The 21,033-nt window shown below is 67.0% G+C and carries 19 protein-coding genes and 2 pseudogenes; 7 read left to right on the top strand and 14 right to left on the bottom strand.

The window, feature by feature from the left end:
* Nucleotides 1-76: 76 nt before the first annotated feature.
* A pseudogene (locus tag A5790_RS10045) lies at nt 77-565 on the bottom strand (murein hydrolase activator EnvC); the annotation flags it as partial.
* 285 nt (nt 566-850) lie between these two features.
* Between A5790_RS10045 and rpsB the strand changes: the two are divergent.
* The 3 genes from rpsB to A5790_RS10030 all read left to right on the top strand — a co-directional run bounded on the left by rpsB (nt 851) and on the right by A5790_RS10030 (nt 4,075).
* Nucleotides 851-1,714 (top strand): 30S ribosomal protein S2, encoded by an 864-nt coding sequence (gene rpsB / locus A5790_RS10040; protein WP_064398757.1) that lies wholly within the window; start codon nt 851-853, stop codon nt 1,712-1,714.
* Between the two features lie 12 nt (nt 1,715-1,726).
* Complete coding sequence (gene tsf / locus A5790_RS10035; RefSeq protein WP_066843143.1) at nt 1,727-2,542, top strand: translation elongation factor Ts; 816 nt, start codon at nt 1,727-1,729, stop codon at nt 2,540-2,542.
* Between the two features lie 129 nt (nt 2,543-2,671).
* Entirely contained in the window at nt 2,672-4,075 is a 1,404-nt protein-coding gene (locus A5790_RS10030) for an amidase (RefSeq protein ID WP_066843140.1), read from the top strand.
* 6 nt (nt 4,076-4,081) lie between these two features.
* Here A5790_RS10030 and A5790_RS10025 read toward each other — a convergent pair whose 3' ends face one another.
* Both A5790_RS10025 and A5790_RS10020 read right to left on the bottom strand, forming a co-directional pair.
* Entirely contained in the window at nt 4,082-5,203 is a 1,122-nt protein-coding gene (locus A5790_RS10025) for a glycerate kinase (protein WP_066843137.1), read from the bottom strand.
* 19 nt (nt 5,204-5,222) lie between these two features.
* Nucleotides 5,223-5,657 carry a MarR family transcriptional regulator gene (locus A5790_RS10020; protein WP_066843135.1) on the bottom strand — a complete coding sequence of 145 codons (435 nt, stop codon included), beginning with the start codon at nt 5,655-5,657 and terminating at the stop codon, nt 5,223-5,225.
* 36 nt (nt 5,658-5,693) lie between these two features.
* Between A5790_RS10020 and A5790_RS10015 the strand changes: the two genes are divergently transcribed.
* The 4 genes from A5790_RS10015 (at nt 5,694) to A5790_RS10000 (ending at nt 8,779) form a co-directional block, all read left to right on the top strand.
* Entirely contained in the window at nt 5,694-6,371 is a 678-nt protein-coding gene (locus A5790_RS10015) for a class I SAM-dependent methyltransferase (protein ID WP_064398769.1), read from the top strand.
* Between the two features lie 197 nt (nt 6,372-6,568).
* Complete coding sequence (gene pyrH, locus A5790_RS10010; protein WP_064398889.1) at nt 6,569-7,270, top strand: UMP kinase; 702 nt, start codon at nt 6,569-6,571, stop codon at nt 7,268-7,270.
* A gap of 73 nt (nt 7,271-7,343) precedes the next feature.
* Entirely contained in the window at nt 7,344-7,901 is a 558-nt protein-coding gene (frr, locus tag A5790_RS10005) for a ribosome recycling factor (protein ID WP_066843132.1), read from the top strand.
* A complete protein-coding gene (locus A5790_RS10000; protein ID WP_066843131.1) occupies nt 7,901-8,779 on the top strand; it encodes a phosphatidate cytidylyltransferase in 879 nt (292 codons plus the stop codon). The genes frr and A5790_RS10000 overlap by 1 nt, the downstream gene beginning before the upstream one ends.
* Nucleotides 8,780-8,791: 12 nt before the next feature.
* On the opposite strand, the gene A5790_RS09995 is transcribed toward A5790_RS10000, so the two are convergent.
* The 11 genes and pseudogenes from A5790_RS09995 to A5790_RS09945 all read right to left on the bottom strand — a co-directional run bounded on the left by A5790_RS09995 (nt 8,792) and on the right by A5790_RS09945 (nt 20,955).
* Nucleotides 8,792-9,124, bottom strand: coding sequence for a PRC-barrel domain containing protein (locus tag A5790_RS09995; RefSeq protein ID WP_066843130.1), 333 nt, complete (start codon nt 9,122-9,124; stop codon nt 8,792-8,794).
* Nucleotides 9,111-9,512 (bottom strand): hypothetical protein, encoded by a 402-nt coding sequence (locus tag A5790_RS09990; RefSeq protein ID WP_066843129.1) that lies wholly within the window; start codon nt 9,510-9,512, stop codon nt 9,111-9,113. Before A5790_RS09990 ends, A5790_RS09995 begins: the two co-directional genes overlap by 14 nt.
* Nucleotides 9,509-10,736 (bottom strand): annotated as a pseudogene (locus A5790_RS09985) (NRAMP family divalent metal transporter). Before A5790_RS09985 ends, A5790_RS09990 begins: the two are co-directional and overlap by 4 nt.
* Nucleotides 10,733-11,167 carry a hypothetical protein gene (locus A5790_RS09980; RefSeq protein ID WP_231987698.1) on the bottom strand — a complete coding sequence of 145 codons (435 nt, stop codon included), beginning with the start codon at nt 11,165-11,167 and terminating at the stop codon, nt 10,733-10,735. Before A5790_RS09980 ends, A5790_RS09985 begins: the two are co-directional and overlap by 4 nt.
* Before the next feature lie 177 nt (nt 11,168-11,344).
* Nucleotides 11,345-11,644 (bottom strand): ANTAR domain-containing protein, encoded by a 300-nt coding sequence (locus A5790_RS09975; RefSeq protein WP_066843127.1) that lies wholly within the window; start codon nt 11,642-11,644, stop codon nt 11,345-11,347.
* Nucleotides 11,641-14,535 carry an FAD-binding and (Fe-S)-binding domain-containing protein gene (locus A5790_RS09970; protein WP_066843126.1) on the bottom strand — a complete coding sequence of 965 codons (2,895 nt, stop codon included), beginning with the start codon at nt 14,533-14,535 and terminating at the stop codon, nt 11,641-11,643. The genes A5790_RS09975 and A5790_RS09970 overlap by 4 nt, the downstream gene beginning before the upstream one ends.
* 15 nt (nt 14,536-14,550) lie before the next feature.
* Nucleotides 14,551-15,678, bottom strand: coding sequence for an enolase C-terminal domain-like protein (locus A5790_RS09965; RefSeq protein ID WP_082961652.1), 1,128 nt, complete (start codon nt 15,676-15,678; stop codon nt 14,551-14,553).
* Nucleotides 15,675-17,471 carry a thiamine pyrophosphate-requiring protein gene (locus A5790_RS09960; protein WP_066843124.1) on the bottom strand — a complete coding sequence of 599 codons (1,797 nt, stop codon included), beginning with the start codon at nt 17,469-17,471 and terminating at the stop codon, nt 15,675-15,677. The genes A5790_RS09965 and A5790_RS09960 overlap by 4 nt, the downstream gene beginning before the upstream one ends.
* A gap of 91 nt (nt 17,472-17,562) precedes the next feature.
* The gene (locus A5790_RS09955; protein WP_156656350.1) at nt 17,563-18,072 is read right to left on the bottom strand and encodes a hypothetical protein; all 510 of its coding nucleotides are present in this window, start codon (nt 18,070-18,072) and stop codon (nt 17,563-17,565) included.
* Nucleotides 18,073-18,125: 53 nt separating this feature from the next.
* Nucleotides 18,126-19,940: a glycoside hydrolase family 15 protein gene (locus A5790_RS09950; RefSeq protein WP_066843121.1), complete on the bottom strand. Its 1,815-nt coding sequence runs from the start codon at nt 19,938-19,940 to the stop codon at nt 18,126-18,128.
* A 1-nt stretch (nt 19,941) separates the two neighbouring features.
* A complete protein-coding gene (locus tag A5790_RS09945; protein WP_231987696.1) occupies nt 19,942-20,955 on the bottom strand; it encodes a glucose 1-dehydrogenase in 1,014 nt (337 codons plus the stop codon).
* Nucleotides 20,956-21,033: the final 78 nt, after the last annotated feature.

Here is a 21,033-nt window from a genome sequence, read left to right as displayed (position 1 = left end):
CCACCTCAGAAACGATGAACAAACCCGCCACCACACCCCCCAGCCCGCCGCGGCTTGACATAGGAGCAATGCTCGCGGGTTTGAGGCGGATCGGGGTGGTGACCACCAGGGCGAGCGGGTCGACGTAGTCGGCGCGCGACGCCGGACCCCACATCGCGCCCCAGTGCAGGCAGGCCGGGCGCGGACAGCCCGGATGTCCGGCTTCCAGCACGCCGATCACCGCCTCCGCGTCGACGCGTTGTCCCCGCACGACGGTCGCCCGGACCGGTTCGTAGCTGGTCCGCAGGCCGCCGGGGTGAGCGATCGAGATGACCGGCCGGCCCGCCAGCTCACCCGCGAAGACCACGGTGCCCTCGGCCGCCGCCAGCACCCGCTGGCCGGGTGTGCCCGCCAGGTCGACGCCGCGGTGCCCGGGCGTCCAGTTCGGCTCGGCCGCGTCGAAAGTCCTGGTCACCTCGGGGCGCGGCCGCAGCGGCCAGGCCAACCGGCCGCCCTCGGCCACGACGGGTCCCGCCCAGACCAGCCCGGCCACCAGCGCGGCGCAAGCGAGCGCGACAAATCGCATCACCCCAGCTCAGCGGGTGATGCTCCACTGGCGCCAGAGGGGAACGCGGATCTGTGGACAACCAGCTCGGCGTGGAAAAAGCACCCCTGTGCAGGGTGTAAACTGCTAACCGCAGCTCGCTTGCGCGGGCTGACTTCGCGTGTCTGCACCCGCGACCCGTTCCACTAGGTCGTTTCCCCGGATGCCGTCGGTCCCGTCTCAAGACGGGTTCTGGCATTCCGAGCAGTCACCAGGGCTCGGCGTCACCCGGCGCCGGCATCAACCGACGAAAAGGACCATGGACTCATGGCTGTTGTAACCATGAAGCAGCTGCTCGACAGCGGCACTCACTTCGGGCATCAGACCCGTCGCTGGAACCCCAAGATGAAGCGGTTCATCTTCACCGACCGCAACGGCATCTACATCATCGACCTGCAGCAGACGCTGACCTACATCGACAAGGCGTACGAGTTCGTCAAGGAGACGGTCGCGCACGGCGGGACGATCATGTTCGTCGGCACCAAGAAGCAGGCGCAGGAGTCGATCGCCGAAGAGGCCACGCGCGTCGGCATGCCGTACGTGAACCAGCGCTGGCTGGGCGGCATGCTCACCAACTTCCAGACCGTGCACAAGCGGCTGCAGCGTCTCAAGGAACTCGAGACGATGGAGCAGACCGGCGGGTTCGAGGGTCGCACCAAGAAGGAAATCCTGATGCTGACCCGCGAGAAGAACAAGCTCGAACGGTCGCTCGGTGGTATCCGGGACATGTCCAAGCTGCCCTCGGCGGTGTGGGTCGTCGACACCAACAAGGAGCACATCGCCGTCGGTGAGGCGCGCAAGCTCAACATCCCGGTCATCGCGATCCTGGACACCAACTGCGACCCGGATCTCGTCGACTACCCGATTCCGGGCAACGACGACGCGATCCGCTCGGCCGCGCTGTTGACCAAGGTGATCGCCGCCGCGGTCGCCGAGGGCCTGCAGGCCCGCGCGGGCGTGGGTCGTGACGGTGACAAGCCGGACGCCGACGCTGCCGAGCCGCTCGCCGAGTGGGAGCAGGAGCTGCTTGCGAGCGCGACCGCCACCGCAAGCCCCACCGCCGCAGGTGCCGCGCCCGGCACCCCCGAGGCGGAAGTCCAGACCGAACCGAAACCCTCCCAGAATCCGTAAGAGAAGGCTGATATGGCTAACTACACCGCTGCCGACGTCAAGCGACTGCGGGAGCTGACCGGCGCCGGCATGCTCGACAGCAAGAACGCGCTCGTCGAGGCCGGCGGCGACTTCGACAAGGCCGTCGAGTTGCTGCGCATCAAGGGCGCCAAGGACGTCGGCAAGCGCGCCGAGCGCGCAACCGCCGAAGGCCTGGTGGCGGCCAAGGACGGCGCACTGATCGAGCTGAACTCCGAAACCGACTTCGTCGCCAAGAACTCGGAGTTCCAGTCCGTCGCCGAGCAGATCGTCGCCGCCGCCGCGGCTGCCAAGGCCAACGACGTCGACGCGCTCAAGGCCGCCAAGGTCGGCGACGCCACAGTGGAGCAGGTCATTGCGGACCTGTCGGCCAAGATCGGCGAGAAGCTCGAGCTGCGCCGCGTCGCCTACTTCGACGGCACCGTGGAGACCTACCTGCACAAGCGGGCCGCCGACCTGCCGCCGGCGGTGGGTGTGCTGGTCGAGTACACCGGCGATGACAAGCAGGCCGCCCACGCGGTCGCCCTGCAGATCGCCGCGCTCAAGGCCAAGTACCTCACCCGCGAGGACGTGCCCGAGGACGTCGTCGCCAACGAGCGGCGCATCGCCGAGGAGACCGCCCGCAACGAGGGCAAGCCCGAGCAGGCCCTGCCCAAGATCGTCGAGGGCCGCGTGACCGGCTTCTACAAGGACGTCGTGCTGCTCGACCAGCCGTCGGTGTCCGACAGCAAAAAGACCGTGAAGGCCCTGCTCGACGAGGCCGGTGTGACCGTGACCCGCTTCGTTCGTTTCGAAGTCGGCCAGGCCTGACCACTTTCTAGCGAACCACTCTCTGGCGCGAGCGCTCATCGTTGTACGGCCCGGACGCCGGGAACCGTACGAGGGTGAGCGCTCGCGCATTTGTGGGCCGCGGCGGTACGACTTGGTACCGTCGTCGTCATGACTCGGATAAGCGCCTTCGGCGACGACGCCCTCGGCGATCTCGATGCGGTCGGTCTCGTGGAGGCGCTGCAGGCGGGTGCGGTGTCGCGGGCCGAACTCGTCGACGCCGCGATCGCCCGCACCGAGGCCGTCAATCCGGCGCTCAACGGACTGGCGCACGAGGCGTTCGAGCGGGCCCGTGCCCGTGCTGCCGCGCGCCCGTACGGCGGCTACTTCAACGGCGTTCCGTCGTTTCTCAAGGACAACGTCGCGGTCGCCACGATGCCGACAATGAACGGCACCGACGCCTGGGATCCGCACCCGGAGCGCACGCACGGCGACTTCGCGCGGTCGTTTCTCGCCACTGGACTGGCTCCGCTCGGCAAGACGCAGATGTCCGAATTCGGATTCAGCGCGTCGGCCGAGCATCCGCGGCTGGGCCCGGTGCGCAATCCGTGGAATCCCGAGCACACCGCGGGCGCGTCGTCGTCGGGTGCCGCGGCGTTCGTGGCCGCCGGGGTGGTGCCGATCGCCCACGCCAACGACGGCGGCGGTTCGATCCGAATTCCTGCCGCCTGCAACGGCTTAGTGGGTCTCAAGCCGTCGCGTGGTCGACTGCCCCTGGACAAGAAACTGCGGCAGATGCCGCTTCGCATCGTCGCCAACGGTGTTGTCACGCGCTCGGTGCGCGACTCTGCGGCGTTCTACCGCGAGATCGAGCGGGTGTATCGCAACCCGGCGTTGCCCGCCGTCGGCAACATCACCGGGCCCGGGGCGCAGCGGCTACGGATCGCGGTGTGCACGCAGTCGATAGCGCGCGAGGCGAGCCCGGAGGTGCGCGAGCTCACGCTGAAGAACGCCGCGCTGCTCGAGGAACTCGGACACCGGGTCACGGTGATCGACAACCCCGTGCCGTCGCACTTCATGACCGACTTCCTGCTCTACTGGTCGTTTCTGGCGTTCGCGCTCGTGCGCGGCGGGCGATCGACGTTCGGGCGCAGTTTCGACCGTGGGCGCCTCGACAACCTGACCCTCGGACTCGACCGCCACGCGTCGCGCAACCTGCACCGGATGCCGAGGGCACTCGCGCGACTGTCGCGGATTCGCCGGGTCACCGAGCGTGTCACGCGGGACCATGACGTCGTGCTCACCCCGACGCTTGCCGACGTCACGCCGCGCATCGGTCATCTCGACCCGACGCTGGACTACCAGACGATCATCGACCGGCTCGTCGAGTGGGTGGCATTCACTCCTTTGCAGAACGCCACGGGGGACCCGGCGATCTCGCTGCCTCTCGCCGAGTCGGCATCGGGCCTGCCGGTTGGCATGATGCTCGCTGCGCCGGTGGGCCAGGAGGGCCGGTTGCTCCAGCTGGCGTACGAACTCGAGGAAGCGCGTCCGTTCGCACGCATTCAGGGTTGAGCCGCGCTACAGGGAGCGGCACACCTCGGCGGTGGCGCGGGTGAGCGACCGTGCGCCCTCACGGAGCGCCCGCTCGATCGGCGTGCCTTCGGCGGTGATCGCGACGAGTCGTTCGACGCCGTGATCCAGCAGCACGGCGGCGTCAGGGGCGACCCGGCCTGCGAAGATGACCACCCGCGCCCCTGCGCGTACGGCGGCTTGGGCCACGCCGAACGGCGTCTTACCCATGACCGTCTGCGCATCGACGCTGCCCTCGCCGGTGAACACCCAGTCCGCGCCCCGCAGCGCCCGCTCGAGACCGACCGTTTCGGCCACCTCGTCGACGCCCGGTCTGCTTGCGGCACCGAGGAATTCGACAAGTGCAAAACCCACACCGCCGGCCGCCCCCGCGCCAGGCCGCTGGGGTTGGGTGCCGCCGAGCGTCGCCGAGGCGACCGCGGCCAGTCGGGACAGCCCCGCCTCGAGTCGCGGGATGTCGTCTGCACCGGCGCCCTTCTGCGGACCGAACACCGCAGTGGCGCCGTCGGGACCCAGCAGAGGCGCGGTTACGTCGGAGGCCACCCGGATCCGAACGTCGCGCAGGCGCGGATCCATCCCGCGCGGGTCGATGCGCTCGAGGCGTTCCAGATCGGCCCCGCCGGGACTCAGCGGCAGGCCGTCGGCATCGACGAACTTCACGCCCAATGCGGTGAGCATGCCTGTTCCGCCGTCGTTGGTGGCCGAGCCGCCCAGGCCGATCAGGACATCCTCGGCGCCGCGGTCGAGGGCGGACGTGATCAGCTCACCCACGCCGAATGTGCTGGCGCGCAGGATGTCTCGTTCGTGAGGCGCGACGAGTTCGAGTCCCGCCGCTGCAGCCATCTCGATGACCGCCAATTGGCGCAGCGGCACGTAGCCGTACCGTGCGGTGACGGGGCGGCCCAGCGCGTCGGACACCTGGACCTCGACGTGCTCGCCGTGGAGTGCGTCGACGACCGCATCGACCGTGCCTTCACCGCCGTCGGCCATCGGCACGCCGACGACCTCGGCGTCGGGCAGCACCTCCGTGACACCGGCCCTCATCGCGGCGACCGCTTCGGACGCGGTCATCGATTCCTTGAACGAGTCAGGTGCCAGAACGATTTTCATGGACGTAGTCTCGCAGAACTCAGTCGGTACCGAGCGCCGCGAGGATCTGCTTGAAGTCCCGCTGTTGGCGCTGCGTCAGATTCGCCATCAACTTGCGTTCGGCCGCGCGGACTCCGGAATCGGTGCGTTTTAACAACTCCCGGCCCCCGCGGGTGAGTTGGGCGGGCAGCGACCGTCCCGACGACACGCTCGCGGGACGGGAGACGAGCCCGCGGTCCTCGAGGCCGCGCAGCACCATGTTCATCGCCTGCGGCGAGACGTTGAAGTCGCGGGCCAGTTCCGCATTGGACCGTCCCTCGTGCTGGGAAAGGATCCGCATGCACAGGTACTGGGGGAACGCCACGCCCAGCGGTTCGAGCACCGTCGCAGTGACCTCGCTGCGCAGCGCCTTGGCAACCCGGGACAGGAGCAAACCCAGCGGCTGATCCTCGAGCGGTCCATTCATGTCAACCATATTGACATATATCAACCACATTGATATCAACGATGGATGACCGAACCAATGGGTGAGCTGTTCGAGAACGCATACAAGGGCGAGATGCCCGAGATGAGTGGCGGCAAGCCGCCGTGGAGCATCGGTGAGCCGCAGCCGGAGCTCATGCCTCTGATAGAAGAGGGCAGATTCCACGGCGATGTGCTCGACGCGGGGTGCGGGGAGGCCGCGCTGGCGATCCACCTCGCCGAACGGGGCTATACCACGGTGGGTCTGGACCAATCGCCCACCGCGATCGAACTCGCCAAACAGGAGGCCGCCAAGCGCCGACTGACCAACGCCACCTTCGAGGTCGCCGATATCAGCGACTTCTCGGGCTACGACGGTCGGTTCGGCACGATCGTCGACTCGACGCTGTTCCACTCGATGCCCGTGGAACTGCGCGACGGCTATCAGCGTTCGATCGTGCGGGCCGCGGCACCCGGCGCCTCCTACTTCGTGTTGGTGTTCGACAGGGCGGGCATGCCCAATGGTCCGGCCAACCCCGTCACCGAAGACGAGCTGCGTGACGTCGTCTCCAAGTACTGGACGATCGACGAGATCAGGCCGGCGCGCATCCACGGCGTCTTCCCGGACGGATTCGAGGAGTTCTTCCCGGCACTCGACATCCGCGACGAGCCCAAAGGCCGCAAATCCGTGCCCGCCTGGCTGCTGAGCGCCCACCTGCCCGACTGACCCGGCGAGTCGCGACCCACTGGCCGCCCTGACGCCCGCCATGAGGCAGGATGAAGGGATCTCAGCGAGGACCCGTAAGGAGTCGGATGGCGGATCCCAACGTCGCCGGTCAGGCAGCTCCGAACTCCGAAGTCGCCACCGGAGCGGCTCCGGATGCGAGCAAACCCAACGGAGCCACCGCAGGTTCCATCCGTCCCATGTACAACCGCGTACTGCTCAAGCTGGGCGGCGAGATGTTCGGCGGCGGGGAAGTGGGCCTCGATCCCGACGTCGTCCACCTGGTGGCGCGTCAGATCGCCGAAGTGGTCCGCAGCGGCGTGCAGATGGCCGTGGTCATCGGCGGCGGCAATTTCTTCCGCGGTGCGCAATTGCAGCAGCGCGGTATGGAGCGCACCCGCAGTGACTACATGGGGATGCTCGGCACCGTCATGAACAGCCTGGCGCTGCAGGACTTCCTGGAGAAGGAAGGCATCGCGACCCGGGTACAGACCGCGATCACGATGGGTCAGGTCGCCGAACCGTACATTCCGCTGCGCGCCGTGCGGCACCTCGAGAAGGGCCGCGTCGTCATCTTCGGAGCGGGCATGGGCCTGCCGTATTTCTCCACCGACACCACCGCCGCTCAGCGCGCGCTCGAGATCGGCGCCGAGGTGGTGCTGATGGCCAAGGCCGTCGACGGCGTCTTCACCGCCGACCCGCGCCAGAACCCCGACGCCGAACTGCTCACCGCGATCAGCCATCGCGAAGTCATCGACCGCGGCCTGAAGGTCGCCGACGCCACCGCGTTCAGCCTGTGTATGGACAACGGCATGCCGATCCTGGTGTTCAACCTGCTCACGGACGGCAATATCGCCCGGGCGGTCGCGGGTGAGAAGATCGGAACACTGGTCACCACCTGACACGCCCGCGCCCCGCAGCGGAGGTGCGCACCCCAGACCGGTGACCGACGCGCACAGACGAAGGAGAAGGACCGTGATCGACGAAACCCTCTTCGATGCCGAGGAGAAGATGGAGAAGGCGGTGTCGGTCGCGCGCGATGACCTGTCGTCGATTCGCACCGGCCGCGCCAATCCCGGCATGTTCTCGCGTGTCAACGTCGACTACTACGGGTCGCCGACACCGATCACCCAGCTGTCGAGCATCAACGTGCCCGAAGCGCGGATGGTGGTGATCAAGCCCTACGAGGCGGGCCAGCTGCGCAACATCGAGGATGCGATCCGCAACTCCGACCTCGGCGTGAACCCGACCAACGACGGCAACATCATCCGCGTGGCGATCCCGCAGCTGACCGAGGAGCGTCGCCGCGACCTGGTCAAGCAGGCCAAGGCCAAGGGCGAGGACGCCAAGGTCGCGGTGCGCAACATCCGCCGCAAGGCGATGGAGGAGCTGCACCGCATCAAGAAGGACGGCGAGGCAGGCGAGGACGAGGTGTCGCGCGCGGAGAAGGATCTCGACAAGTCCACCGCCACCTACACCCACCAGATCGACGAGTTGGTCAAGCACAAAGAAGGCGAGCTGCTGGAGGTCTAGTGACCGAACAGCAGAGGGGTCCCGTGGCAGAGACGCCGGTCGACGAACCGCCCAAGAAGAAGTCGCGGGCGGGCCGCGACCTGCCCGCCGCCATTGGAGTCGGCGTCCTGCTCGGCGCTATGGCGATCGGCATCCTGCTCTTCTGGCCGATTGGATGGCTGCCCGTGCTGGCGGTGTTCATCCCGATCGCCACCCACGAGGTGATCCGTCGGCTGCGCGAGGCCGGATACGACCTTCCGGTGATTCCGTTGCTGCTCGGTGGCCAGGCGATGATCTGGTTGAGTTGGCCGTTTGGGCCTGCCGGGGTGCTCGGAGCGTACGGCGGGACGGTCGTGGTCTGCATGGTGTGGCGGCTGGTCGGGCACGGCCTGCGCCACCAACCGGTCAACTACCTGCGCGACATCGCCGCCGCGGTGCTGCTGTCGACGTGGGTGCCGTTGTTCGCCAGCTTCAGCGCGCTGCTGATCTTCCAGGACCACGGCGGCGGCAGGGTGTTCACGGTGATCGCGACCGTCGTGTTCGCCGACATCGGCGGCTATGTGGCCGGCGTGCTGTTCGGCAAGCATCTGATGGCGCCTGCGATCAGCCCGAAGAAGTCGTGGGAGGGACTGGGCGGGTCGCTGGTGTTCGGCACCGCCGCCGCCGTGCTCTCGGTGACGTTCCTGATGGACAAGCCCGCCTGGGTGGGTCTGCCCCTCGGGCTCATGCTGGTGATCACCGGTGTGCTCGGCGACCTGGTCGAGTCGCAGGTCAAACGCGACCTCGGAATCAAGGACATGGGCACGTTGCTGCCCGGCCACGGCGGCATCATGGACCGCATCGACGCGATGCTCCCGTCGGCCGTGGCGGGTTGGATCGTCCTGACGCTGTTGGCGTGACTGCCGCTGCGACTAGTGCAGTACCGGCGAATAGCTCTGGAAGCCGGGGCGCAGCGTCACCGCGTCGGAGTCGATGCGCGCGACATCCTGCCACAGCACCAGGCGGGTACCGCGGTGCCGCCACCGCAGCAACGCCGCCAACGCGCGGGGCTTGTTGACTCCGGAGCGCTCGTAGCCGAGATACGACGAACGGGTGTGCGGGCTGACCACCAGGCCGAACAGTTGCGGTGTGCTGGACGCCGGGTCGCCGCCGTCGCGAAAATGCAGTCGGACATCGACCACGGTGCCCACCGACAGCGCGTCTGCGTCGCACACCGGCAGCCCGAGGATCTCACTCAGCTGCATGGCGTCCTCCAGGGATGTGGACCATCAGTCGTTCGCGTAACCACCTCTCGATCCAGGGCGGGTCCAAGTCGGTGTCGTCGATGTCGACCTGGATGACGCCATGGACTTCGGCGACGGCCCGCCAGGCGATCGACTGCATCCGCGAAACCGGAGGGCGGCCGCCGAAGATTCGGGTGATCAGCACGTCGCCCGTCAGGATCGCGCTCACGGTCGGCGGTGAAGCGCTTTTGTCGATATCGGCGCCGGCGGTGATGCCGTCGATTTCCAGATCGTCGACGATTCCGACCGGGTCACCGTCGCCGACGACCAGTTGTCGGTCCAGCAAGTGCAGTCGCGCGTCGAGCAGCCGTCCGCGGTGCGGTGCTTCAGGAAAGTCATATGAGCTCATTGGCCCGCTCCTGTGAGGATCATCAGCGGGATCGCGGCCAGTGAGGTGGCGAGGATGATGACCAGATACACCGATGCCAAGGCGTTGGTGACCCGGCCGTTCACGTGCTCACCCATGTACCCCGGGTCATTGGCCACGATCAGGATCGGTAGATACGTCAGCGGCAACGCGATAGCGGAGAACACCACCGAGAACTCGGTCACCTGGATCGGATCCACTCCACTGAAAAGTACTGCGGTACAGACGATCAACGCCACGAGCACACGACGTGAAAACGCGACGCCTCGGCCGGACGACGGAACTTGCCCCACGTCCAGCCGAAGAACTGGGCCAGGGTGTAGCCGGAGGACAACGTGGTCTCCAACGCGGCGCCGAAGGTGGCGGCGACGATACCGACGATGGCGAACGCAAGGGCGAGTTGGCCGCCTGCGGTCACGATCGGCATGACCACCTCCGACAGCGAGGTGACCTCGATCTGCGCGGGCAGCAGCACGATCGTCGCGCAGGCGGCGATCGCGACCGAGAGCACGCCGCCCAGCGGGAACCCGACCAGCACGTTGAGCCGTTAGGTACTGAGATCCTGGACGGTCCAGCCTTCTTCCACTGCGCCGGAGGAGAAGAAGAAGACTTCGTAGGGCGTCATCGCCGCTCCGAACAGCGCGACCGCGAAGTACCAGTAGGTGGCCGCCGATTCGCTCTCCGGGATGGTCGGGGCAGTGGCCTGGGAGGCCATGTCGCCCCAGTCGGGTGACAGCAGGAACACCGCGGCGACGAAGACGATCAGCGCCAATCCGAGCATGCCGGCGACGTTCTCCATATGGGAGAACTTCACCCGCCAGATGACGACCCAGACCGCGAACGCCGCTAACGGAACCAGAGTTTGGGGCCGACGTCGGTGGCCAGCTGCAAAGCCAGCGCGACACCGCCGATCTCGGCGGTGACGGTCATCAGGTTGATGAAGAACGAGGCGCTGAGATTGGCCGCGGCAGTGCGTGGCCCGAGCCGTTCACGAATGATCTCGAAAGTGGCCCGCCCGCTGACCGCGGCCACCCGGCCCGACATCTGCACGAAGAGGCAGATGCCGAGCACCCCGACAGGCACCACCCACGCGAGCGCGAGACCGAACCGCGAACCGACCACGGCATTGGTCACCAGGTCGCCGATGTCGAGGAAGCCACCGATGGCGGTGAGGATGCCGAGGGCTACCGCGAAGATGCGTTTCATCGGTAGGTGGCCGTGAGGTGGTCGACGACATCGAGCATGGACCGGCGCAGTTGCCGCGCGTCGGGTTGGCCGTCCAGCGCGCGCACGGCGGCGTTGGCGGCGTTGAGCTGACCGATGAGGGTTGTCATCGTCTCGGTCAGTAGCGACTGCCGACGCAGATCCTGCGGATCTTCGGCTCGCAGCACCGCGATACCCGAATAGGACTGGACGACCTGATCGCGTGCATCGCTGAGTTGCACCGCGGCCAGATTCCTCGTCGACCGGCGCTGGATCCAGAGATCGAGCGCCTGCGCGCCCGTGCGCGCCGCCGACTCCGTCTCCTCCTTTGCCGACGCAAGTTTCCCGGGCATCCCGTCGCGATTGCTCGGACAGCTGGTCAGTATCAGCGCGAGCACACTGGCCATCAGTAGCAGCACGGCAGCAATACGCACCCGATTGTGGGCATGCATCAAGCAGCGCCTATGCCGAAGGGCCACATTCCTGCATTTTGCGCCTGGACCCCGCGCAACCGCGGTACCGCGCGGCGTGTCGCATGCTTCGTCAGCGGCAGTGTAGGTTTCAGTCAGCGCACATCGTGGCGTGCATTGCCCGTAGCGCCTCGCGCACTCTCACCAGGAAGTCAGCCGCGTCATCGAAGTCGGGTCGAGGCCCGCAGCGGGTCCAGATCCCGCGACCTGGCGGACCCGGACATTGCTGATCTGAGACAGCATGCGAAGGACGTCGAATGCCTGCTCGTCACTGAGGCCGAAGGTCTGCATCAGCATCCCTTTGGCTTGTTCGATCATGGGGAGACCGGCGAGCTTGTCCCGCAGCTGATCGATTTCGAGCCGCAGCCGTTCGGCCTCGGTGACAGGTGCAGCGACCGTCACGCGGGTGGCCTGGTCTACGGCGGACCAGGTGAGGGTCATCGTTGCTCCTTTCGTTCTCGTAGCGCTCCGGCGAGGACGGAAGCTGTGTGACGCGGGGTGCAGTTCTCGGTCAGGTCGCGGATCTGTGTTCGGCAGCTGAATCCGTCGGCGAGCACCATCGTCTCGGGGTCCACGCCGCGCAGCGCGGGGAGCAGTTTGTCCTCGGCGCATGCCACCGATACGTTGTGATGTCCACGTTGGAAACCGAAATTCCCGGCAAGGCCGCAGCATCCGGCATCGAGCACTCGGGCGTCGACACCGGCGTCCTCGAGAACCGCCTTCTCCTCGGCGTAGTGCAGCACCGCGTGCTGATGACAGTGCGGCTGCACGACGGCGTGGCCGCCGATCCGCGGTGGTTCCCAGTCGTCCGCCCTGAGGTGCAGAAGTTCACCGATCGTGTACGTCTGCGCGGCGAGTCGGTGTGCATCCTCGTTGCCGCGCAACAGGTTCGTCGCATCGGAGCGGAACACCGCCGCGCAACTGGGTTCGAGAACGACGATCGGAGTACCGGTGCGCAGCGCGGGCCGAAGGGCTCGCAACGTCCTTGCCAGAACCTTTTTCGCGACACCGAGTTGGCCGGTCGAGATCCACGTGAGCCCACAACAGAGCGTGTTGCTGGGAACGGTGACGCTGAAGCCGGCCGATCGGAGCACCTCTACAGCGTCGCGGCCGATATCCGGATCGAAGTTGTTGGTGAAGGTGTCCGCGAACAGGATGACCGACTCGCGTTGTCCGGTTTGTGCCGGCTGATCGCGCCACCATCGGGTGAACCGGCGCGCCGCGAACCGCGGGAGGTCTCGATGCGAGTCGATCCCGCCGAGGACCTTGATCGCCCCGTCCAGGTGCGGTGTGTGTGTCAGGGCGTTGACGGCTCGCGGTGCGAGCGTGGCTATTCGGGCCCACAGCGGTATCCATCCCATGGTGTAGTGGGCCATAGGACGTAGGCGACGACGATAGTGGTGAAAAAGGAACTCCGCCTTGTACGTTGCCATGTCGACGTTGACCGGGCAGTCGCTCAGGCAGCCCTTGCACGCCAGGCACAGATCGAGGGCGTCGCGGATCTCGGTCGACGCCCAGCCGTCGGTGATGACGTCTTGCTGCAGCATCTCGAACAGCAGCCGCGCCCGCCCGCGGGTCGAATGGTGCTCCTCGCCGGTGGCGCGGTAACTAGGACACATCACTCCGGACTCGTCACCGCGGCACTTCCCTACGCCGACGCACCGCGCCGCCGCATGCGAGAAGCGGTGCCCGTCTTCGGCGTAGGCGAACGCCGTCGCCGGCTCGATCGGTAGATATCCGGTACCGAACCGCAGGTTGTCGTCGAGACGGTATGGTTTGACGACCTTGCCCGGATTCATCCGGTTGTCAGGATCGAAGAGCACCTTGGTCTTCTCGAACGCCCGAACGACGCGGTGGCCGAACATGATCGGCAACAGTTCGCCGCGTGACTGGCCGTCGCCGTGTTCCCCGGACAGCGACCCGCCGTAATCGACCACGAGGTGGGCGGCGTCGTGGGCGAACCGGCGGTATGCGGCGATGCCATCGGAGGTGCGCAGGTCGAACGGGATCCGGGTGTGCACGCAGCCTTGACCGAAATGCCCGTAGAGCGACGATGTTCCGTAGCCGTAGCGATCGAGCAGGGAATGAAAGTCGCGCAGGTAATCACCCAACCGGTGCGGCGGGACCGCCGCATCCTCCCATCCTTCGTGCGTCTCGGGGCCGACCGGTGGATAGGCCGTCGCGCCCAGCCCGGCCTCCCGGGCGGCCCACACCTGCTTCTTGTGTGCGGGATCGCCGAGGACCTTGGCGTCGCAGCCGGCCGCCGCCTGCACGGCCTCGATCATCGCCTTGGCGCGGTGATCGGCCTGATCCTGGTCCCCGCCGTCCATTTGCACCATGAGCCAACCGCCTCCGCGGGGCAGCTGGTGGAGGGCCTTTTCGGCCAACCGCCGTGAGTGCTCGAGTTCGACCAGCCGCTGATCGAGGCCTTCAAGCGCTGCCGGCTCGTGCTCGAGCACGGCCGGTACGGCGTCGGCGGCGGCGGCGATGTCGTCGAAGCCGAGTAGCGCCAGGGCGCTCGCCGCGGGCCGGCGAACCAGGTCGATCTCGGCGCACAGCACGGTGACAAGCGTGCTCTCGCTTCCGACCAACCCCTTTGCGAGGTCAAAGCCGTTGTCGGGCAACAGGCTATCGAGGTTGTAGCCCGACACCCGGCGTGGAATGTGGGGGTAGCGCTCGCGAATGTCGTCCCCGAACTCGGTGACGATCGAGCGCAGCCCACCGTAGATTTCGGCGAGCCGTCCTCCCGAGGCGATGATTCGGTCGATGTCGCGGTCCTCGGTCGGGCCGATCCAGCGTTGGATGCCGTCGTAGGTCAGGATCTCCAGGGCGCGAACCGAGTCGACCATCTTTCCGTACGCCTGCGCGGTCGAGCCGCACGAATTGTTGCCGATCATTCCGCCGATCGTGCAACTGACATGCGTAGAGGGTTTCGGGCCCACCATCCATCCGGTGTCCGCCAGACGGTCGTTGAGAACGTCGAGCTTGATGCCGGGTTCGACGACCGCGGTGCCCCTGTCGACGTCGACCGTGCGGATGCGGGTGCAGTACTTGCTCCAGTCGAGCACCACGGCGGCATTGCAGCACTGACCGGCCAAGCTGGTGCCGCCGCCGCGGGAGAGGACTGGGACGTCGTTGTCGCGACATACCGCGATGGCTTCGACCGCATCGTCCGGCGTATCCGGCACGACCACGCCGATCGGGACCTGGCGGTAGTTCGATGCGTCGGTGGAGTAGGCCGCTCGCGAGCCGGGGTCGAACCGGACCTCACCCGCCATGCGGCGATTCAGCTCGGCGGCGAGCTTGGAATAGATCAGTGAGGAAGTGCTCATGTGGCAGTGTCTCTTTCAGCCGACGCGATAGGGCTCGAGGTCCAGGCTGCGTACGGTCAGCCCGTGCCCAGGACTGTCCGGGTCGGGGCGGATAACCCCGTCGGTCGGCGGTGTCGCGCCATCGAAGTAACGGGTCTCGATACGGGCGTGATCGTGAAACCATTCGAGGTGGCGGAGATTGCGTGTCGCGGCGCCGACCGCGGCGTGCAGCCACGGCGCGCAGTGTGCGGAGACTTCCAGATGGTGTGCGGCGGCGAGCGCGGCCACCTGCTGCCAACCGGTGATGCCGCCGCACCGCGATGCGTCAATCTGCAGGCAATCGACCGCGGAACACAGCGGGACGAAATCGGCCAGCCGGTGGCCGTATTCGCCCGCCGTGACATCGGCGCCGACCGCGTCGCGTACGGCTCGCAGGCCGGAGAGGTCGTCGGATGAGACCGGCTCTTCCAGCCAGGTGATGGCGAGGTCGGCAACCTCGGACATCACCCGGACGGCCTGTTTGGCGGTGTAGCCACCGTTTGCGTCGACCATCAGTGCGGTTTCGTCGCCGATCGCGGCCCGGGCCTGCCGCATCCGCGACACGTCGCGTCTGGTGCGTGTGCCCCACGACTGCCCGATCTTGATCTTTACGCGGGTGATGCCGTGGTCACGCACCCAGCCGAGCAGTTGGTCCCCCATCTGGTGGGGGCCGTAGGTGGTGAACCCGCCACTGCCGTAGACGGGGACGCTGTCGCGCACGGCTCCGAGGAGCCGGTGTAGCGGCATGCCTAGAACCCGGGCTTTGAGGTCCCACAGCGCCACGTCGACCGCGGAGAGCGCCTGTCCCGCAATGCCGCTGCGCCCGAAGTTCCGCACGGCCTTGGCCATGGCGTCGAACGCCGCCGCGCCGTCGAGCGCGTCCCGCCCGACAACGTGAGTGACGAGGCTTCGGGTGATGACGTCGGCGCAAGCCGGATGCCCGTACGTCCACCCCGTTCCGGTGATGTCGCCGCAGTCGGCGTTGACCACCACCAGCGTGGTGTGATCCCAGGCCAGTGTCCCGTCGGCCTCCGGCGCTTCGGTGGGGATGCGGTACGCCGTGACGCGCAGCGCATCGACGGTGGCGGCGGGAATTCCGGTGCGGACAGCGTCGTCGGTGATCATGAGCGTGTGTGCGGCATGAACTCTTGCGCCTTGGTTTTGATGCCTTCCTTGATGAAGCTGCGACTGTCCTCATCGCCCTTGAGCACTGCGGTGGCGGTGGCTTTGGCTTGTTCGAAGGTGGCGTGTGGCGGAATGGGTGGCATGTTGGGGTCGGTGTGCACGTCGAGCACCGTCGGCCGGTCGGCCGAGAGCGCGGAACGCCACGCGTCGGCGAGCCCGTCGGGGTCACGCACGGTGTGTGCCTGAAGTCCAAGGCTGGCGGCGAAGCCGGCGTAGTCAACATCCGGAAGAGTCTGTGACGCCGCGAATTTCGGTGATCCGTTCATCGCACGCATCTCCCAGGTCACCTGGTTGAGGTCGTTGTTGTGCAGGACCGCCACGATCAGGCGGCGGTCCGACCACTGCTGGTGGTAGTGCTTGATCGTGATGAGTTCGGCCATACCGTTCATCTGCATGGCACCGTCGCCGACGAGGGCGATGACGGGCCGGTCCGGGTGGGCGAACTTGGCGCCGATGGCGTACGGAATCCCCGGGCCCATGGTCGCCAGCGTTCCGGACAGCGAGCCGCGCACGCCCGGCCCGAAGCGCAGCTGCCGGGCATACCAGTTGGCGGCGGATCCGGAATCGGCGGTGACGATCGCGTTGCCGGGCAGCTGCGCGGAGAGTTCGGAGAAGAGCCGCAGCGGGTTGACACGGTCGGTACTGACGGCGGCCTCCTTGGCCATGGTCTCCCACCAGCGGCTGACGTTCGATTCGACCGTGGACCGCCACGATCTGTCGGATTTGTATTGCAGATGCGGAATGAGACCGCGCAGAGCGGATTTCGCATCGGCCACCAGGTTCACGTCGTAGGGGTAGCGCATTCCGATCATGGTGGGATCGATGTCGATCTGCACGCTGCGGGTCTGTCCGAAGTCGGGAAGGAACTGGGTGTAGGGGAAGCTTGATCCGATCGTGAGCAGCGTGTCGCAGTCACGCATCAACTCGTAGCTGGGCCGGGTGCCCAGCAGGCCGATCGCACCGGTCACCCATGGCAGTTCGTCGGACAGCACGTCCTTGCCCAACAGGGCCTTGGCAGCTCCGGCGCCGAGCAGCTCAGCGGTCTCGGCCAGTTCGGCCGCAGCGCCTCTGGCGCCGTTGCCGACCAACATCGCGACTTTGGTTCCGGCATTGAGGATCTCGGCGGCCCGCGCGATGGCCGCGTCATCGGCGTTTACCGCCGGCCAGTCGACACCCAGACTTGACGGCACCATCTTGAAGGCGTGTCGGGGTGGGCGGTAGGGGAGCTCCTGCACGTCGGCCGGAATGATCAAGGCCGTGGGGCACCGCCTCGCCACCGCGGTGCGGATCGCCCGGTCGAGGACATTGGGAAGCTGCTCGGGCACGGTCACCATCTGCACGTAGTCGGCGGCGACGTCCTTATAGAGGCTCAGCAGGTCGATCTCCTGTTGATAGGACCCGCCCATCGCGCTGCGATTGGTCTGTCCGACGATGGCCACCACCGGTACGTGGTCGAGTTTGGCGTCGTAGAGGCCGTTGAGCAGATGTACCGCCCCGGGGCCTGACGTCGCCATGCAGACGCCGAATGTCGCGCCGCCGAACTTGGCGTAGCCGACCGCCTCGAACGCGCTCATCTCTTCGTGGCGGGACTGCACGAACTGAGGATCGTCGTCGGCGCGGCCCCAGGCTGCCAGGATCGCGTTGATCCCATCACCCGGATACGCGAATACGCGGCGAACACCCCAGGCGCGTAACCGTTCGAGCAAGTAATCAGCGACGGTTTGGTCGGGCATGACTGCTCCTTGTCGGTCGGATTCGCGGACGGAGGCGTTATCTCCGTCCTACGCTTTCATTTGCTGTACAGCAACTATTGCTTCCTGAAAATTAATTGAGACTTCGTCGCCGGCCGGTCGATCCGGTTGTCGCGGATCTGTGTCGGTATCGCCACACCTTCCCCTCCACGGCGTCCGAACACAGCCACATGAGCAGGCCCAGGTTGTAGGCGCCGAGCAGGCCGGAGAGCAGGATGTCGCCGAACTCGAACCCCAGCGCTCCGGAGGCGTCGTGTACGGCCGCCACGGAGGTGACGATGACCATCGTCATGCCGCCCACGACACCGATCGCGCTCAGGGCCACCGCCGTGCCGCGTCGAAACGCCGCCACCACGGCCAGCACACCGAACACCGCCAGGACGACGCATTCGACGGGGGAGATGTGCAGCCCGAATACGGATATTCCGGTCCCCGAACGGGATCCGCCGCCGAGGTGACCTATGGCGGCGGCGCTTCCGGCGGCGGCGCACGCCACCCCCTCGGCGACGAGCAACCACCGGCCGCTCCGATACCGCGACCGGTTCAGGCTGACCTCGACCAACTGCGTTCGCGGAGCGGTCATCGTCGGCAGTTGCTGTGCGGAGGTGCGTGGGGTGGGGGCATCGTCGTCTCCCTTCACTGTCGTGCCGTCGAGTGGGGATGCTGTTGCCGGTGGTGTCCGGACGTCATGGTGTGGTGCCCGCTGAGTTGTCGGGCGCTGTTGATCAACCCGACGAGGCTGAAGGCCTGTGGTGTGTTACCCAGCTGGCGCCCGGCTTTCGGGTCGTACTCCTCGCTGAGCAGCCCCACGTCGTTGCGGAGTCCCAGCAGTCGCTCGAAGAGCGCGGTGGCTTCGTCGGAGCGGCCGATGCCGCACAGCGCGTCGACGAGCCAGAAGCTGCATGCCAGGAAACTGCCTTCACGGCCCGGGAGGCCATCGTCGCTTCGTTCGGGAAGGTAGCGCAAAAGCAGGCCGTCACAGCAGAGTTCCTTCTGGACCGCCACGACGGTGCCGACGATGCGCGGGTCGTCATAGGGCAGGAAGCCGACCCGCGGGAGCAGCAGCAGTGCCGCGTCGAGGTGGTCGGAGCCGTAGGACTGGGTGAAGCTACGGCGGTGCGGGTTGTATCCGTGCTCGCAGACGTCGGCGTGGATTTCGTCGCGCAGGGCTCGCCATCTCGACAGCGGGCCCTCCAGCTGATGGTTCTCGACGGTGCGTACCGCACGATCGACCCCGGCCCATGCCATGACCTTCGAATGCACGAAATGCCTTGCGGGCCCGCGAATCTCCCAGAGGCTGTAGTCGCGCCGTTGCCAATCGCCCTCGAGAAAGTCGAGAAGTGCGCGCTGGACGTCCCAGGCGATGTCGTCGGTCGGCAGCCCGCTGTCCCTGGCCAGGTGCAGACCGTCGAGCACCTCGCCCCACACGTCGAGTTGGAATTGGGCCGCGGCGGCGTTGCCGATCCGCACCGGGTTCGAGTTCTCGTAACCGGCCAGCCAGGGGAGTTCGAACTCGGGTAGCCGCCGCCGCCCGTCGGCGCCGTACATGATCTGCAGATCGGCGGGGTCGCCGGCCACCGCGCGCACCAACCATTCCCTCCAGGCCCGCGCCTCGTCAACAAATCCGGTGCCGAGCAGCGCCTGCAGGGTGAAGGTGGCGTCGCGTAGCCAGCAGTAGCGGTAATCCCAGTTGCGCGGCCCACCGAGTTGCTCGGGCAATGACGTGGTGGCGGCGGCGAGGATGCCGCCGGTGGGAGCGAAAGTCAGGGCCTTGAGCAACATCAACGCCCGACGCACCTCCGGTTGCCACGATCCGGTGTAGTTGCATTGGGCCACCCATGCGCTCCACCAGCGTTCGGTCTCCGACAGCGCCTGCTCGGCGTCGACGGGCGGGGGTGCGGCCAGATGAGAGAGCTGATACGTCAGGACGAACGGTATGCGCCGGCCCTCGGTGACGGTGAACTCCGCCACGGTGGTGAGCTCGCGACCGTGCGTGTCGACGGGCGTGCGCAACCACACCGCGTCCGGGCCGGCGATCGCCGACAGCCCGCCGTCGCTGCGGCGCACCCAGGGCACGACGTGGCCGTAGTCGAAGCGTAGGCACAGCGACATCGCCATCGAGACCGTGCCGCGCACGCCCTCGACGATGCGGACGACGTCGGCGGCCACGCCGCGCGGTGGCATGAAATCGATGAGCCGGACAGTTCCGTCCCCGGTGTCCCATTCGGTTTCGAGGATCAACGCGTCGTCGCGGTAGCGCCGGCGCGTCGCCGCCTCGCCGCCCGCCGGCGCCATCAGCCAGGTACCCGCCTCGGCCCCGCCGAGCAGCGCCGCAAAGCAGGCCGGCGAGTCGAAGTGTGGCAGACACAACCAGTCGATGGCTCCGCTGCGATCCACCAGGGCTGCGGTTTGCAGATCCCCGATCAGCGCGTAGTCCTCGATCGCGGCCATGTCAGCTCGCGTCGTCGAGGGTGATGACCACCTTCACGTCGTCGGGTCGGGCGGTGAAGGCGTCGGCGGCGCGGTGCAGCGGCACTCGCCGGGTGATCAGGCTGGCCAGCCAATCCTTATCGGTTTTGGCCAACGCCTCGGCGGCCTGCCGATAGTGGCGCAGGTTGGCGTTGACCGATCCGATGACCGCATCGTTTTCGAGCACCAACTCGCGGTTGACGGCACCCGCGTCGATCTTGAGGCTTCGTCCGGCCGGTGAGACTCCGGTCAGGCAGACGATGCCGTATGTCGAGGTGTTGGCGATGGCGCCGAAGACGACCGGTCCGGCTCCGGTCGCCTCGATCACCACGTCCGGCTGCAGCCGGGATGCGACGTCGTCGATGTCGTCGTGGTGATACGTCGCGCCCAGTGCCGCGGCGATCCCGGGTTTGGGTCCGTCGGTGACGCGGTCGAGGATGTGGGTGTCAAGGCCGGACTGCACAGACAGCAGGGCTGCCAGCAGCCCGATCGGACCGGCGCCGGTGATCAGCGCCCGTTCGGGTTCGAAGTAGGCCCGCTGGCCCACCCGCCGAACCTGCTCCCACGCTTTGGCCACCACCGTGGTGGGCTCCATAAGCATTCCGACGTCTCGCAGGCCCTCGTCGATGCGCATCGCGTAATCAGTTTTGACGCACCATCTTTGGCTGCCGTAACCGTCGATCGCCTTGATCCCGCGTTCGGTGTAGCGACCATTGCGGCACATGTCGAATTCGCCATGGGCGCAGGCCCGGCACGGCATTGGGTCGGGCCTGCGCACCACGCCGACCACCAGGTCGCCGGGGGTGAACGACGCGCCGGGCGGGGCGGTCGCCACCCGGCCGAGGGACTCATGTCCGATGATCAACTTGTCCCGACCAGGCGGGGCCCAGCCGTACCGTCCGGCCGCAATCTCCTTGTCGGTCCCGCACACACCGATGGCCAGGCCGTCGACCAGTAGTTCGTCCGAGCCTGGGGTGGGTTCGTCGACATCGTCCACGGCAAGTGTGTCCGCCTTTCCAGGCTGAACGGTCAATGCCTGCATACGGTTGAGACTTGCCGTTGAGCAGTAATTGCA

The sequence above is a fragment of the Mycobacterium sp. 852002-51152_SCH6134967 genome (assembly GCF_001667105.1).
GTDB lineage: Bacteria > Actinomycetota > Actinomycetes > Mycobacteriales > Mycobacteriaceae > Mycobacterium > Mycobacterium neumannii_A.
The sequence above is the reverse complement of the archived record's forward strand: the minus strand, read 5'-3'. Positions and strand labels throughout refer to the sequence as shown.

Coding starts and splice junctions, on each gene's coding strand:
- rpsB (WP_064398757.1), top strand. CDS start 851: ATGGCTGTTGTAACCATGAAGCAGCTGCTCGACAGCGGCACTCACTTC.
- tsf (WP_066843143.1), top strand. CDS start 1,727: ATGGCTAACTACACCGCTGCCGACGTCAAGCGACTGCGGGAGCTGACC.
- A5790_RS10030 (WP_066843140.1), top strand. CDS start 2,672: ATGACTCGGATAAGCGCCTTCGGCGACGACGCCCTCGGCGATCTCGAT.
- A5790_RS10025 (WP_066843137.1), bottom strand. CDS start 5,203: ATGAAAATCGTTCTGGCACCTGACTCGTTCAAGGAATCGATGACCGCG.
- A5790_RS10020 (WP_066843135.1), bottom strand. CDS start 5,657: ATGGTTGACATGAATGGACCGCTCGAGGATCAGCCGCTGGGTTTGCTC.
- A5790_RS10015 (WP_064398769.1), top strand. CDS start 5,694: ATGACCGAACCAATGGGTGAGCTGTTCGAGAACGCATACAAGGGCGAG.
- pyrH (WP_064398889.1), top strand. CDS start 6,569: ATGTACAACCGCGTACTGCTCAAGCTGGGCGGCGAGATGTTCGGCGGC.
- A5790_RS09995 (WP_066843130.1), bottom strand. CDS start 9,124: ATGCAGCTGAGTGAGATCCTCGGGCTGCCGGTGTGCGACGCAGACGCG.
- A5790_RS09990 (WP_066843129.1), bottom strand. CDS start 9,512: ATGAGCTCATATGACTTTCCTGAAGCACCGCACCGCGGACGGCTGCTC.
- A5790_RS09975 (WP_066843127.1), bottom strand. CDS start 11,644: ATGACCCTCACCTGGTCCGCCGTAGACCAGGCCACCCGCGTGACGGTC.
- A5790_RS09970 (WP_066843126.1), bottom strand. CDS start 14,535: ATGAGCACTTCCTCACTGATCTATTCCAAGCTCGCCGCCGAGCTGAAT.
- A5790_RS09965 (WP_082961652.1), bottom strand. CDS start 15,678: ATGATCACCGACGACGCTGTCCGCACCGGAATTCCCGCCGCCACCGTC.
- A5790_RS09960 (WP_066843124.1), bottom strand. CDS start 17,471: ATGCCCGACCAAACCGTCGCTGATTACTTGCTCGAACGGTTACGCGCC.
- A5790_RS09955 (WP_156656350.1), bottom strand. CDS start 18,072: ATGACCGCTCCGCGAACGCAGTTGGTCGAGGTCAGCCTGAACCGGTCG.
- A5790_RS09950 (WP_066843121.1), bottom strand. CDS start 19,940: ATGGCCGCGATCGAGGACTACGCGCTGATCGGGGATCTGCAAACCGCA.